General features: G+C 64.2%; 13 protein-coding genes. 4 read left to right on the forward strand and 9 right to left on the reverse strand.

Features of this window, described 5'->3' with window-relative positions:
* Positions 1 to 533: 533 nt before the first annotated feature.
* Positions 534 to 1,388, forward strand: a complete 855-nt coding sequence (locus tag GA615_RS16435) for a menaquinone biosynthesis family protein (protein ID WP_152052402.1) — start codon at positions 534 to 536, stop codon at positions 1,386 to 1,388.
* Between the two features lie 178 nt (positions 1,389 to 1,566).
* Here GA615_RS16435 and GA615_RS16440 read toward each other — a convergent pair whose 3' ends face one another.
* From GA615_RS16440 to lpdA, 9 genes are all read right to left on the reverse strand, one after another.
* Positions 1,567 to 3,753, reverse strand: coding sequence for a hypothetical protein (locus tag GA615_RS16440; protein WP_152052403.1), 2,187 nt, complete (start codon positions 3,751 to 3,753; stop codon positions 1,567 to 1,569).
* 137 nt (positions 3,754 to 3,890) lie between these two features.
* Positions 3,891 to 4,325, reverse strand: coding sequence for a hypothetical protein (locus tag GA615_RS16445; protein ID WP_152052404.1), 435 nt, complete (start codon positions 4,323 to 4,325; stop codon positions 3,891 to 3,893).
* 113 nt (positions 4,326 to 4,438) lie between these two features.
* A complete protein-coding gene (locus GA615_RS16450) occupies positions 4,439 to 5,386 on the reverse strand; it encodes a DUF1559 domain-containing protein (protein ID WP_152052405.1) in 948 nt (315 codons plus the stop codon).
* Between the two features lie 316 nt (positions 5,387 to 5,702).
* Positions 5,703 to 7,094 (reverse strand): purple acid phosphatase family protein, encoded by a 1,392-nt coding sequence (locus GA615_RS16455; RefSeq protein WP_152052406.1) that lies wholly within the window; start codon positions 7,092 to 7,094, stop codon positions 5,703 to 5,705.
* A gap of 76 nt (positions 7,095 to 7,170) precedes the next feature.
* The gene (locus tag GA615_RS16460; protein WP_152052407.1) at positions 7,171 to 7,506 is read right to left on the reverse strand and encodes a hypothetical protein; all 336 of its coding nucleotides are present in this window, start codon (positions 7,504 to 7,506) and stop codon (positions 7,171 to 7,173) included.
* A gap of 55 nt (positions 7,507 to 7,561) precedes the next feature.
* Complete coding sequence (locus GA615_RS16465) at positions 7,562 to 7,792, reverse strand: hypothetical protein (protein WP_152052408.1); 231 nt, start codon at positions 7,790 to 7,792, stop codon at positions 7,562 to 7,564.
* A gap of 21 nt (positions 7,793 to 7,813) precedes the next feature.
* Positions 7,814 to 8,077, reverse strand: a complete 264-nt coding sequence (locus tag GA615_RS16470; protein ID WP_152052409.1) for a hypothetical protein — start codon at positions 8,075 to 8,077, stop codon at positions 7,814 to 7,816.
* Positions 8,078 to 8,081: 4 nt separating this feature from the next.
* Positions 8,082 to 8,315 carry a hypothetical protein gene (locus tag GA615_RS16475; protein WP_152052410.1) on the reverse strand — a complete coding sequence of 78 codons (234 nt, stop codon included), beginning with the start codon at positions 8,313 to 8,315 and terminating at the stop codon, positions 8,082 to 8,084.
* A 165-nt stretch (positions 8,316 to 8,480) separates the two neighbouring features.
* Positions 8,481 to 9,869, reverse strand: coding sequence for a dihydrolipoyl dehydrogenase (lpdA, locus tag GA615_RS16480; protein WP_152052411.1), 1,389 nt, complete (start codon positions 9,867 to 9,869; stop codon positions 8,481 to 8,483).
* 430 nt (positions 9,870 to 10,299) lie between these two features.
* Here lpdA and ycaC point away from each other — a divergent pair, with 430 nt between their 5' ends.
* The 3 genes from ycaC (at position 10,300) to GA615_RS16495 (ending at position 12,576) form a co-directional block, all read left to right on the forward strand.
* Positions 10,300 to 10,920 (forward strand): isochorismate family cysteine hydrolase YcaC, encoded by a 621-nt coding sequence (gene ycaC, locus GA615_RS16485; protein ID WP_152052412.1) that lies wholly within the window; start codon positions 10,300 to 10,302, stop codon positions 10,918 to 10,920.
* A 31-nt stretch (positions 10,921 to 10,951) separates the two neighbouring features.
* Complete coding sequence (locus GA615_RS16490; protein WP_152052413.1) at positions 10,952 to 11,809, forward strand: pirin family protein; 858 nt, start codon at positions 10,952 to 10,954, stop codon at positions 11,807 to 11,809.
* Positions 11,810 to 12,114: 305 nt separating this feature from the next.
* A complete protein-coding gene (locus GA615_RS16495) occupies positions 12,115 to 12,576 on the forward strand; it encodes a hypothetical protein (RefSeq protein ID WP_152052414.1) in 462 nt (153 codons plus the stop codon).
* Positions 12,577 to 12,605 lie beyond the last annotated feature (29 nt).

The raw sequence follows: 12,605 nt of genomic DNA on the forward strand, positions 1-12,605 counted from the left end.
CGTCCGCCGATCGCCCCCTCACCCGGCTTTCGGCCACCCTCTCCCCCGATTGCGGGGGAGAAGGTTGAGATGGCTCTTGCTCCCTCTCCCCCGCCCACGAGGGAGAGGGCCGGGGTGAGGGGGCTTCGCCCGGCCTGGCCCGTGAGAACCGTGCTCAAACGTGCGTACCGCTTCCTGTCTCAAACGAGGCATTGCTCCTTTTTCTGGGTGGCCCCGGTTGCTCGCCAACCGGGGTCGCGCAGCGACGAGAGGTTTTTGTGCGGCCCCCGTGGCCTCGTGCGGCATCGCCGCCCCGGTTGGCGAGCAACCGGGGCCACCCACAACGCACCATTTGAGACGGGAAGCAGCTGTCGGGTCCACTGTGCGGACCATCGGGTTCGGGCCTGGTCCGCACCGCAGCCCCGACGCAGACCAAAGGGGAAGGAGACTCCGTCCCCTGGCCCGATCTGGAGCGAACTCCCTCTCGCCCTCCTTGCCAAACAACCCGCGTTTCCCCTGATCCCGCACCCCCGCCCCGAGGCTTCCGCGATCCCATGAGTACCGACGGCCGGCGCACCATTCGAGTCGGGCACAGCCCCGACTCCGACGATGCCTTCATGTTCTATGCCCTGGCTCACGACAAGTTCGACACGGGCGACCTGCACTTCGTCCACCAGCTCGAAGACATCGAGACCCTGAACCGACGCGCCCTCAACGGCGAGCTGGAAGTCTCGGCCGTCAGCATCCACGCCTACGCCCACCTGGCCGACACCTACGCCCTGCTCGCCTCCGGCTCCAGCATGGGCGACCGCTACGGCCCGAAGCTCATCGCCCGCGAGCCGATGACCCTCGACGACCTCCGCGCCCGCAAGCCCACCATCGCCGTGCCCGGCACCCTGACGACCGCCTACCTCACCCTCCAGCTCTGCCTGGGCAAGGACGTGCCGGTCACGGTCGTCCCCTTCGACCAGATCATCCCGACCGTCCTCGAAGGCAAGGCCGACGTCGGCCTGATCATCCACGAAGGGCAGCTCTACTACCCCGACCAGGGCCTGCACCAGATCGTCGACCTGGGCGAGTGGTGGTTCCAGGAGACCGGCCTGCCGCTCCCCCTCGGCGGCAACGTCGTCCGCCGCGACCTCGGCCAGGAGACCGTCGAGCGCATCGCCCGGCTGCTCAAGCAGAGCATCCAGTACGCCCTCGACCATCGCCAGGAGGCGCTCGACTACGCCCTGACCTACGCCCGCGGGCTCGACCCGAACCTCGCCGACCGCTTCGTCGGCATGTACGTCAACGAGTGGACCGTCGACTACGGCGACCGCGGCCGCGAGGCCGTCCGCACCCTCCTCAAGCGTGCCGAGGCCGCCCAGCTCCTCCCCGGCCCCGTTGACGTCCAGTTCGTCGGCTGACGCGACGCCTTGCCACTGAGGTCATCTTTCCTTGATCTCAGTTTCTGCTTCGACCGCCTTCTGTCCGTCCGCTGGGGTCAGGATGACCCCAGCCGGTTGCCGATGAGGGAAGAGTGTGATCCGATGAGCAAATCGACGGGCCTTGCGGATCGAGATCGATGAAGCGTGGTTCCGCGACTCACGATCCACCTCCGCCAGTAACGGCCCTCGGTCCATCGTCCCCCGTCCGGCTCGTTGCACCCGATTCGCTCACATAGCGGACCGCATGGAGACGAAGGGTAGGCGATCCAGGAGCATTCGTTCCCACCTTGATGATGCCATCGATGGCCTTGGCGCGAGCATCTTCGTCGAGCCAAGCCGAGACCTCGCGCGTCGAACTTACCACGGCGACCACGCCATCCGGGACGTCGAGTATTTCCGTAAGTTCGACTGTGTGGTCATCACAACGCAGGAACGCTCGGGCAGGCCGCGGACCCAGAATCATCCGAGAGGGGCTCGTCGAGAGAAACGGCCGACGTTCCCACAAGAGGGCGACCTCGTCCAAGACGATCTTGGTCCCGCCTTTGCTCAGGGAAATTCGATCTTTGAACGTTCCCAATGACTTGTCGGTCAAGGTCAATCGATAGGAAGCATCCTCATAGACCAGTCCCTCGCCATAAGCAAGACGCCCCGATTTCGAACCGAGAGGCGTGACAGCGAACCGCTCCGGGAAATCGATGTCGGTCAAGCTCGCAGGCTCGCTCCTTTGATGGATAGAGCGATGCGTCCCTTCGAATGACCACTCGGCATCCTCGCCAAGGGTCCCATTCGCGGCAGAGGTCGGGGAGAGTTTGTTTCGCGGGAACGCCATGATCGAAGCCGAGGCGAGGACGGTTCCGAGATTCGTCTCCGCCTTCAGTTGGAAACGCTCCGGCTCATAGTTACCCTTCGCCGTGAATGTCATCCCCAACCCCAGTTGTGCTCCGGGGGCGATGACCGCAGGTAAGGCCGATTTGTCGATGTCGCGGCACGAACACCCGCCATCCACATCGAAAAGAGTCAGATCGTCCACGCCCTCGTTGCTCAGCAGGAGCGTGGCCGCGAACGAATCATCTCGACCTTCATAAAGTACATATGGCTCCTCGAAACGCGCCACTACGCGAGGGCGTGCGCCGATCTCGGCCTCGTCAACGCCCGAGCATCCGAGCAGGCCGGACTGGATGACGAGCAGGGACATCAGCCCCGCCGAGCGTCGCCTGAGGGCGTAGAGGGAAGCGCCGATCCCGGCCGCGATGATGAGCCCGGAGGCCACGACGATCCTCGATCGATGGGATGTCCCCCCCTTGTGCATGTTCAACTCGTCGTGGTCGATGTTCGGCAGCGGATCGGAGGAGGGCGTGGTGAGGCGTCCACCGGCGAGCTTCGAGAGCTTCTCCAGGGTGATGTTCTCCCTGGAGGCCATCAACTTCGCGGACATCGGCCCCCCCGGCGTCGTGACGATGTTCAAGGGCTGCTCGGAGAAGCTCAGGACATCTGACGAGAGGTCTTCACATTCGAACTCGAAGACCACGGCCGCGATCTCCGCGTCCGAGACCACCTCGACTCCTGCGTCAAACTCCGGGTAGCTCCCCTGGAAATTGTCGATCTCGACTTGCGATTCCACCCATGCGGCGGGGACGACGCCTCCTCCCGGGCAGCGATGTGTCCTGAGGACGAAATGCTCGCGTATTTTCGCCGAATCGTCGGTTTCGGAATACTTGGTGAACCGGGCATAGACCGGGATGAAATTCCATTCATGGTCGTAGTAAATATCCAATCGTTTCCAGCCGGCCGCCGCCCCGGTGCGGCCAGTCACGTAGGACTCGACCGACACCGACCGCCGCCCGATCCGCATCTCCGCGACTTCGGGGATCACGTCGGCGAAAACCTCCCCTATCAGTTCGGGGAATTTCATCATGAAGAGATGAAAAGGGCTTTTTGCCCCGTAATAGACGGCGTCGAAGACGCCGTCCCCCCTCGCGTCGATGACGCCGGTATCGTCCAGTCGTTGGGCCAACTTCATGCCGTCGTACAGCACCTCGAGCCCCTCCTCGCCGCCGTCCTGGCGGCCCTCGATGCCGCCGAATTGCACCGGGAATCGATACTTCTCCTCGGCCCCGTTGCACGCCCAATCGCCCTCCGTCGCCGGCCATCGCGACGAGTCGAACCGGAGGCTCCCGGGCTCGCCAATCTCGATCTCCGAGATGAGGCGATAGTTCGTGCGCCCCGTCCGGATCGTGTAATGCCCCTGGACCTGGACGGCGGAGAAGTTGAGCCGGAAGGCGTCAATCGGTCCGACTTGGCCGCACGCGGCCATACCTGCGCCCAGGATGATCATGGTCAGCATCGCCGCATTCCTCCCGAGGTGACGCCGCATACGCGGCCCGCACCGGCCAAACGCGGGCACGAGATGCTTCGAATCCTTCCTCGCCCATGCTGGGCGAAGCATCTCGCGCCAAAGGATCGACGGATTCTCAAGGGCTATCAGGAGCAGGGATCGCTCCCCCCGCCTTGCTGCCTCGCAATCGTCGACCCTCCGGGCGAACTGAGGCAGAGGTAATCGCACTCGTCGTCCTCGAAGTAGAAGACGCTCGCACACGGCTGCGTGGAGCAGGCGCACGACGCCGTATCATCGCCGGATACGGCGCAGGTGGTCCAGCCACTCACGGGGTTGATGCTGACATAGGAGACGGTGGTCCCAATCCCGCACTGCGGCGTGGGAGAGGGGCGATCCGGCTCGGGGAATTGCGACCAGGGGATGCAACTGGCCCCGTTGCATGGCACTGTCGACGGAACCCAGCAGTAGGGGTTCCCGCCCGAGCAATAGGCGACCGCCCACCGCGTCGCGGTGGACCCGATCGCGCCGACGACGACGAGGAGCGCCAGGAATCTCGCTTTCCTGATCGTGGATCCGGTCATCAGGATTCCTCCCGGAATTCTCGAATGCTCAGGGTCAATCCCTTGATCGAACAGGCCTTCGATTTCGTCCTGACCGAAGGCCCCACTTGCACCGCAAATGACTTGGTAACCGTTCAGTCGCCGGCGTCGTGCGTCCCGATCGACTCCCACACGCGGCGAGAGATCGATTCCTCCATCGACTTCACACGTCCGTCCCCGAACAGGACGTTGACGACTCCAGGATGGTATGATCGGGGCGGATGGAGGCCGAAGCCGTTGTCGTCGCCGATCGAAGAGCTGCATGTGGGGCGAACGTCGTTGGGCGAACCGTTGTGGTTGTAGTGCGTGTCGCTGAAGCTGGAGTACAGCCAGTAACGCCCCGCCGTGTACCCCCATCGATCGGCGCTAGCGGCGAGGCAGTACGTGATGAACCGGGGATCGGCGCCGAAGATTTCGCCATTCGAGATCGGGTACTTGATGTCCCTTGCGACGTGAGCGGCCCCCTCCACGAAGCTCCCCGCTATCCGCTCGCTGACGAGGGCCGTCACGGAAAGGCCATCGGTGATCGTCCGTTGGCTCGGGAGGACGCGAATATTGAATGGGCCATCGAATCCCGCCCGCCCGACACCCAGTCGCCCGCGATTCAATCGGTAGGAGTTCCGGTTCTCTGCCCGTGAGTCGCTCGGACAGAGGAAGAGGCCGACGGTCGTGTGCCGCGCCGTTCGGTTCTCGACCGTCGGATGACTCGGCGATTCGTGCCGCACGAAAGCCATGTTGATCGAGTCGAACAGGCTTCCATGCTCGAGATGCGGCAGGAGGTATGCCAGCTCCGAAATCCGATTCGTCGACCAGTTCGACCCGGTCTTCATCTGCGATGGCGGGAACATGCCATGAATCGAGTGATACGAATGCATCCCCAGCCCAATTTGCCTCAGATTCGAGACGCACGACACGCGGCGCGCCGCCTCGCGTGCCGCTTGCACCGCCGGCAGCAGCACCGCGACGAGGATCCCGATCACGCCAATCGCCACGAGGGCTTCAACCAGCGTGAAGCCCGGGCGAGCCCGTCGAAGATCTCGCATTTCCGGTCCGCTCCATTGAAGGATACGGCGGCCATCCGTTGAGCACACGACAAGCCATCAATCGATTCAGGTTGAGCGCCCTGTAGTTCGTGGCATCTGCACGACCAACGTCGCGTCCGATCAGAGGCATTTGCCGAAAATCGCCGATAGGCGCTCAACGATTGCTCGGTTGACAGCAAGCGGATTGATTATGAGGTTCTGAGTATACGACAAATCTTTCCCGGGAAGTCAAGGAAAAAAAGTCGGGGGTCGGTCGCCAATCGAAATGTTCGGCGGGTGGCTGGGGTCATGCCGCCCCCAGCCACCCGCCGGGCGATCAGTCGCCGGCGGCCTCGGCGGCGGCTTCGAGGCGGCGGAGGCGCTCGCCGAGGGTGGGCTTGCCCTCGATCAGCTCGTTGGGCTGGCCGTCTTGCTTGACGAGCTCGAAGGCGTCGTAGAGGGCGCCGAGGGGGGTGCGGGCCTCGTAGGTGAGGCGGTCGCCGTGGAGGTGGATGATCTGATAAAGCTGGGTGTCCTCGGCCTTCCGCTTCATCCAGTCCTGGGCCTGGGTCAGGTCGTACATCTTCGGGCCGCTGACGGAGACGACGTAGACCGTGCCGGAGTCATCGCGGGCGGCGGCGCCGGTGGGGACGTTCTGGTCGCCGACGACCAGGCCGCTGCGGCCGTAGGCGTGGTCGTGCCCCTGGAGCACGAGATCGACGGCGTACTTATCGAAGATCGGCTGCCAGAGGTTGCGGATCGTCGGGTTGTCGCGGTTCCTGGCGGCCGAGTAGATCGGGTGGTGGAAGGTGACGATCGTCCAGCGGTTCGGGTTCTCGGCCAGGACCTGTTCCAGCCAGGGGACCTGCTCCTCCTGCCGCTCGTTCGAGTTGAGCGAGATGATGCGGACCCCCTGGTAGTCGATGAAATAAACACTCTCTTCAAGCCCCTCCGGCCCGTGCTCGGGCAGGGCGAAGGTCGGCCGCCAGTGGGCGGAGAGGCCGCGCGGGCCGTCGCCGGAGCGGGAGTATTCGTGGTTGCCGGGGGTCGGGAGGCTTGGGACCATCGCGTTGACCCAGCCGCCGGCGTAGAACCACTCGCCCCACTCGGCGTCGCGGTCCCCCCGGTTGATCAGGTCGCCGGCGTGGACGATGAAGCGAGCCTTCGGGGCCTCGGAGTAGGCTCCCCGGATCACCCGAGACCACAGTGACTTGAGGTTGTTCTGCGCATCGCCGAAGTAGATGAACGAGAACGGCTCGGCCTCGTCGCTCGCGGTGGTGAAGTGGGCCCACTCGCTCCAGTTCACGCCGTCGCCGACGCGGTAGGCATAGGTCGTCTTCGGCTCCAGCCCTTCGAAGACGACCGAGTGGAACCTCGCCTCGTTCAGGTCGGTGGTCAGGGGGGTCGAGGTGGCCTCCACCGTCTCGGCGCGGTCCACGAACTGCGGTCCGTGGTCGGCCAGGGCAATCTCGGCAATCGCCGTCTCGACCGTCGCGTCGGTCCGCCAGGTGACCGCCTGCGAGGTGGCCGGGTCGCCGGTGAAGGTGAGGATGATCCGATCCGGCATGGCGGTCGGCCGGTAGACCTCGGCCTCGGCCACCGGCTTCGGGGCGTGGGAGTGGTCGTCCCCCTCGTCGTGGGCGATGGCAGGCCATGCTGTCAGGACGATCAGGCCGCCAAGGGCCAGCGGCCGCGCTCGGTGGAGCAGAGAGGTCGAGAAGGTCGTCATCGGGTTGCCTTTTGCGAAAGGGTCCGCAGCTCGATTCGATGGTTCTGGGCAGGGTACTCGGTCTTCGGCATCGTGATCATACCGCGTTGATCGCCGGGACGAACAGAGACATGATCAGTGTTAATATACTGAGAAATCCGCATAAAATTAATCGAATGATCCGTCCCTTCGGATCAGACCACTTCCCGACCATCAGGGCCAGGCAAACGATGAGCGCCACCGCCGCGATGGCCGCCCCCATTGTGCCGAGGCCCGACCAGAACCGCCACCCAAGCCCCGCCCGTCTCCAGCTTGCCCAGCCGATCGGCCCGCTCGTCGCGGCCACGCTCCCCGCCACCGCCAGGAACCCGGCGACCGACATCGCCCGGACGAGCGACGCTAGACCGTCTCGGATCACCTGCCGCGTTGCCATCGGCACTTCTCCTCCAGGGCTCGTCTTCGACCAGGAGCACCCGCCCCCACGGTCCTCACGCCGCCTGAGACGGCCCGCCGCTCACCGGCATTCCCCATTGAGCCCAGAAGGTGACCACCTGAGCCGTGATCGCGACCGCCACACCGATCAACGCGAGCCCGGCCAGGATCGACGACACCTGCACCGCCGGCGACCGTGCCGATCGCGCGTTCCACAGGAGGATAAGCCCGATCAACGCACCTGCCCAAGAGGGGACGAGCAGCACGTGAAAGCCAATCAACCACATGATGATTCCGGACCGCGGCTCCTACGAGGACTCGCCGGCGGATTCGACCTCCACCTGGGCGACCTTGAACCCGGCCCGCTCAACATCCCGGATCGCCGATCCGACGGCGTCTCCGAGCGATTCGGCGTCCCGATCGAATGCGATATGCACGATCCCGCCTCGACTCGCCGGCGTAGCATCGTCGCAACCGGCCGCGAAAAGTGATTCGGCCATCGCGGGAGTAAGCTCCGAGACTCCGGAGAGAATCATCGTGAACGAATAGACCTGTGTTGCGACCGTTGCCATGAGGTTATTCTCCGGTCGAGTGGGGGCATCCGACGATCTCGCGTCGCAGACGCCTGGCATGGGACTCGGGGGAACGTGGTGTCGAGTAGACCGCCACCCGGCACCCATCGCGTGCTGATTCAGGGCAGTAGAGAAAGCCCCAGGCATGCGAACCACCCACCATCACCCGCCATCCCCGGGCTTCGGCCTCGGCGACGACGGCCTCAATCTCCTTGTTCGGATGACGGGATCGGGGCATTGACCGTGACTTCTCCCCCTGAGTCTATCTCAGCCCCGAAGAGGCGTCGATGCACGAAACGCCAGACGATACGTCCGGACCATCACGGGCCGACTGGGGCCGACACGACCCCAGCCACCCCATCGCATCGATTCAACGCTCAGAATGATGAACCGATTTTCACAATCAGAGGTGCACCGACTCTCCCAGCCCCTGGCCGGCGGCCTCCATGACGGCCTCGGAGAAGGTCGGGTGCGGATGCATGGCGTGGAGGATCTCCTCCTGCGTCGCTTCGAGCTTGCGGGCCATGACCAGCTCGGCGATCATCTCGGTCGCATTGGCGCCGATGATGTGGGCGCCGAGCAGCTCGCCGAGCTTCTTGTCGAAGATCAGCTTGACGAACCCCTCCGGCTCTCCCGCCGCAACGGCCCGGCCGGAGGCGATGAAGGGGAACTTGCCGATCCGGATCTCGCGGCCCAGTTCGCGGGCTTTTTTCTCGGTCAGGCCGACGCTGGCCACCCCCGGCTCGGTGTAGGTGCACCCAGGGACGTTGTCGTAATCAACCGTGCGGTCAGCATGGCCGCAGAGCCGCTCGATGCAGCAGATCGCCTCGTGGTGCGCCACGTGGGCCAGCCAGGGGGGACCGATCACGTCGCCGACGGCATAGATCGACGGCACGCTCGTGACGTACCCCTTCTTCGGGTCGGCCTTGATGTGCCCCTTGAAGGTCTCAATTTTGACCGTCTTTTCATCCCAGAGATTCTGGATATTCCCCTCGACGCCGATGGCGACGAGCAGCACCTCGGCCTCAATCGTCTGCGGACCCTTGGGGGTCTCGATCGTCACCTTCACGCCGCCGTCGGTCTTCTCGACCTTCGTGGTCTTCGAGCCGGTGAACACCGACATCCCGCGCTTCTCGAAGCTCTTGCGCAGAACCTGAGAGACCTCCTCGTCCTCGATCGGCAAGAGGTGGTCCATCATCTCCACAATCGTCACCTTCGTGCCGATCGCGTTGTAGAAGTAGGCAAATTCACATCCGATCGCCCCGGCGCCGACGACCAGCATCGACTTCGGTTGCGTCGGCAGGTTCATGGCCTCCTTGTACGAGATAATCGTCTTGCCGTCGAACTCGGCCCCGGGCAAGGCCCGAGCATGCACGCCGGTGGCAATCACAATCGACTCGGCCGAGAGCGTCTTGTCTCCCACCTTCACCTGATTCGGGCCGACGATCTTCGCCGTCGCTTGCTGGTGCTGCACCTTGTACTTGCGGAACAGCCCCTCGATCCCCTTGTTCATCTTGGTCGTTACGTCCCGGCTTCGCTTGATCATCTGGGAGAAGTCCCAGCGCGATTCGCCGGTGTAGCCGAACTCCTTGCCGTTGTGGTTCAACAGTTCAACCACATGAGCATTGGTCAACAGCGCCTTGGTGGGAATGCAGCCCCAGTTCAGGCAGATGCCGCCGAGCTTGTCCTGCTCGACACAAAGCACCTTCTTGCCAAGTTGAGCGGCTCGGATCGCTCCGGCGTATCCGGCAGGTCCGCCGCCGATGACGATCAGGTCGTAGTCGTGGGCCATGAGTAGAGATGTCTCAATACGTGAAAAAAGACTTCAGGGAACGCAACACACGGCGATGGCGAGGACCGATCGCCCGCGACCGGCCCAACGGATCGGAAGGGGCCGGATCGCGTGCCCGGACGCGGCAAACGGGCGGCGCGGGACCGGGAACACAAGCCGAGCCTCGGCTCCGAAGGGGCTCCCCTCGCGTCTCCCAAGGGGATTCGATTCGCCCGAGGAACGTCCTTCGCCAGGCGACCTGGCGTCGTCGTCCCGTTCCCGGCCAATCGGTCGATCTCTTTATTGTGACGTTCCTGCCCCCCTCCGTACAGACGACGTCCGGCCAAGCTCACGTCGCCACCGAGGCCAGATGGTACACTGGTGCCGCGTTTCGCCCCGGAAGGGGTGATGTGCCGCGGCCCCTCGATCTCTCAACAAGGAACGCTCGACCATGGCCGACCCATTCCAGTATCGACGCCTCGACAAGGCTAACGCCGCCGTCCTGCTGATCGATCACCAGTCCGGCCTCTGCAACCTCGTCCACGACTTCTCTCCCGACGAGTTCAAGAACAACGTCCTGGCCCTGGCCGACGCGGCCAAATACTTCAACCTGCCGACCATCCTGACCACCAGCTTCGAAAACGGCCCCAACGGCCCGCTCGTCCCCGAGCTGAAGGCCCTGTTCCCCGACGCCCCGTATATCGCTCGCCCCGGCCAGATCAACGCCTGGGACAACGACGAGTTCGTCAAGGCGGTCGAGGCGACCGGCAAGAAGCAACTGATCCTCGCCGGGGTCGTCACCGAGGTCTGCGTCGCCTTCCCCGCCCTCTCGGCCATCGAGGCCGGCTACGAGGTCTTCGTCGTCACCGACGCCTCGGGCACCTTTAACCTGACCACCCGAGAGGCCGCCTGGTCGCGCATGGAAGCCGCCGGGGCCCAGCTCATGAACTGGTTCGGCGTCGCCTGCGAGTTGCACCGCGACTGGCGCAACGATGTCGAAGGGCTCGGCGCCCTCCTGTCCAACCACCTCCCGGCCTACCGGAACCTCATCACCAGCCACAACGCGAAGTAACGGACACTTGGCACACGCGGGAGCATCCTTCATGAAGCGCCTTCGACGCATCCTCCGCAACATCCCCCAGCACTGGGTCGGAGACGGCTTCCCCGTGCGAAGCCTCTTCTCCTACGGCGGGGGGAACGCCTTCGATCCCTTCCTGCTCCTCGACTACGCCGGGCCACACCCTTTTGAACCGGCGTCGGCCCCGCGAGGCGTCGAGGAACACCCGCACCGCGGCTTCGAAACCGTGACCATCGTCTACCAGGGGGAGCTGGCGCACCGTGATTCCTCCGGCAGTCACGGCACCATTGGCGCCGGTGACGTGCAGTGGATGACGGCGGCCTCCGGCGTCGTCCACGAGGAATTCCACAGCGAGCGCTTCACCCGCGACGGCGGCACCCTGGAAATGGTCCAGCTCTGGGTGAACCTGCCCGCCCGAGACAAGCGGGCGGCCCCCGGCTACCAGAGCCTGCTCGATGCCGACATCCCCCGCGTCTCGCTCGCCGACGGCTCGGGGACGGTCCGGGTCATCGCCGGCGAGTTCCAGGAAACTCCCGGAGCGGCCAGAACCTTCACTCCGATCAACGTCTGGGACATCCAGCTCGACGCCTCCCGAAGCGTGGAACTCCCGCTCCCCGAGGGGCACACCAGCCTCATCGTCGTCCAGTCCGGTTCGGTGCAGCTCGACGGCACCCGTGTCTCCGCCGTCGAGGTCGCCGATCTGACTCGCGAAGGGCACCTCGTCTCCTTGCTCGCCGAATCCCCCACGAGGCTCCTGGTCCTGACCGGCGAGCCCATTGGCGAGCCGATCGCCGGCCACGGCCCCTTCGTCATGAACACCCCCGACGAGATCCAGCAGGCCATTCAGGATTACCGGGAGGGCCGTCTCGGTCGGCTCTCCTAGCGGTCTGCCCGCTCGGGCCTTGGTCTGTCTGCCGGCAGAACGAAGCGACCGGCTCCGAAACCGCGAGGTGCCGGTCCCTCGATGTTCGAAGAAACGCCTTGAAGGAGTGAAAACCGCAAAATTGCTCAGGTTCAGGTTTCTGCTATACCCTCCCACAATCCGTGACTACAATCGGGTCGCTCATCGCTGACGCCTCGGCGTCTTCAACCCATCTTCAGCATATCGACGACGCTCACTTCAAGGCACGAAAACCCGTCGATCATTTCTGATCGAGCGGGATCCCCTCGGAGCAGGGAGCAAGCCCCATGAGCTACGAGTTCACCCCCGAGCAGAACACGCTGATCGGCAACCTCGCGCACAAAATGGGCGTGGTGGGCCTTCTGGCAATGATTGTGGGCATCCTGAACCTGATCTCGGCGTTGATGCTTCTGGTGTTCGTCTTTCAGGACCAGATCCCGGCCGAGGTTGTGCAGCAGATCCCCGAGGAGATCCGAGGCGAGCTGCCGCCCACGAATTTCCTCTGGGGCCTTGCCATCCAGAGCGCCACGTCCGGCCTGATCTTCACCCTGCTCGGCGTCTGGACGCGCGCCGCGGCAGGTTCGTTCCGCGAGATCGTCGCAACGACGGGCCGAGACGTCGGCCACCTGATGAACGCCCTCGGATCGGTATATAAAATGTACTCGCTTCTGTATGCGCTCGTCGTCATCGCCTTGATCTTCTTTGTCGTTGGCCTGGCGCTGCAGTTCTACCTCAGATTCACCTCCTGACCTTCACGAATCCACGAGACGCGCCCTGT

This window comes from Tautonia marina (assembly GCF_009177065.1).
GTDB classification, from domain to species: Bacteria; Planctomycetota; Planctomycetia; order Isosphaerales; family Isosphaeraceae; genus Tautonia; species Tautonia marina.

What these genes read in the sequence shown, in the direction of transcription:
- ycaC (WP_152052412.1), top strand. Translation starts at nt 10,300, where the DNA reads ATGGCCGACCCATTCCAGTATCGACGCCTCGACAAGGCTAACGCCGCC.
- GA615_RS16490 (WP_152052413.1), top strand. Translation starts at nt 10,952, where the DNA reads ATGAAGCGCCTTCGACGCATCCTCCGCAACATCCCCCAGCACTGGGTC.
- GA615_RS16450 (WP_152052405.1), bottom strand. Translation starts at nt 5,386, where the DNA reads ATGCGAGATCTTCGACGGGCTCGCCCGGGCTTCACGCTGGTTGAAGCC.
- GA615_RS16435 (WP_152052402.1), top strand. Translation starts at nt 534, where the DNA reads ATGAGTACCGACGGCCGGCGCACCATTCGAGTCGGGCACAGCCCCGAC.
- lpdA (WP_152052411.1), bottom strand. Translation starts at nt 9,869, where the DNA reads ATGGCCCACGACTACGACCTGATCGTCATCGGCGGCGGACCTGCCGGA.
- GA615_RS16475 (WP_152052410.1), bottom strand. Translation starts at nt 8,315, where the DNA reads ATGCCCCGATCCCGTCATCCGAACAAGGAGATTGAGGCCGTCGTCGCC.
- GA615_RS16465 (WP_152052408.1), bottom strand. Translation starts at nt 7,792, where the DNA reads ATGTGGTTGATTGGCTTTCACGTGCTGCTCGTCCCCTCTTGGGCAGGT.
- GA615_RS16445 (WP_152052404.1), bottom strand. Translation starts at nt 4,325, where the DNA reads ATGACCGGATCCACGATCAGGAAAGCGAGATTCCTGGCGCTCCTCGTC.
- GA615_RS16460 (WP_152052407.1), bottom strand. Translation starts at nt 7,506, where the DNA reads ATGGCAACGCGGCAGGTGATCCGAGACGGTCTAGCGTCGCTCGTCCGG.
- GA615_RS16440 (WP_152052403.1), bottom strand. Translation starts at nt 3,753, where the DNA reads ATGCTGACCATGATCATCCTGGGCGCAGGTATGGCCGCGTGCGGCCAA.
- GA615_RS16470 (WP_152052409.1), bottom strand. Translation starts at nt 8,077, where the DNA reads ATGGCAACGGTCGCAACACAGGTCTATTCGTTCACGATGATTCTCTCC.
- GA615_RS16455 (WP_152052406.1), bottom strand. Translation starts at nt 7,094, where the DNA reads ATGACGACCTTCTCGACCTCTCTGCTCCACCGAGCGCGGCCGCTGGCC.
- GA615_RS16495 (WP_152052414.1), top strand. Translation starts at nt 12,115, where the DNA reads ATGAGCTACGAGTTCACCCCCGAGCAGAACACGCTGATCGGCAACCTC.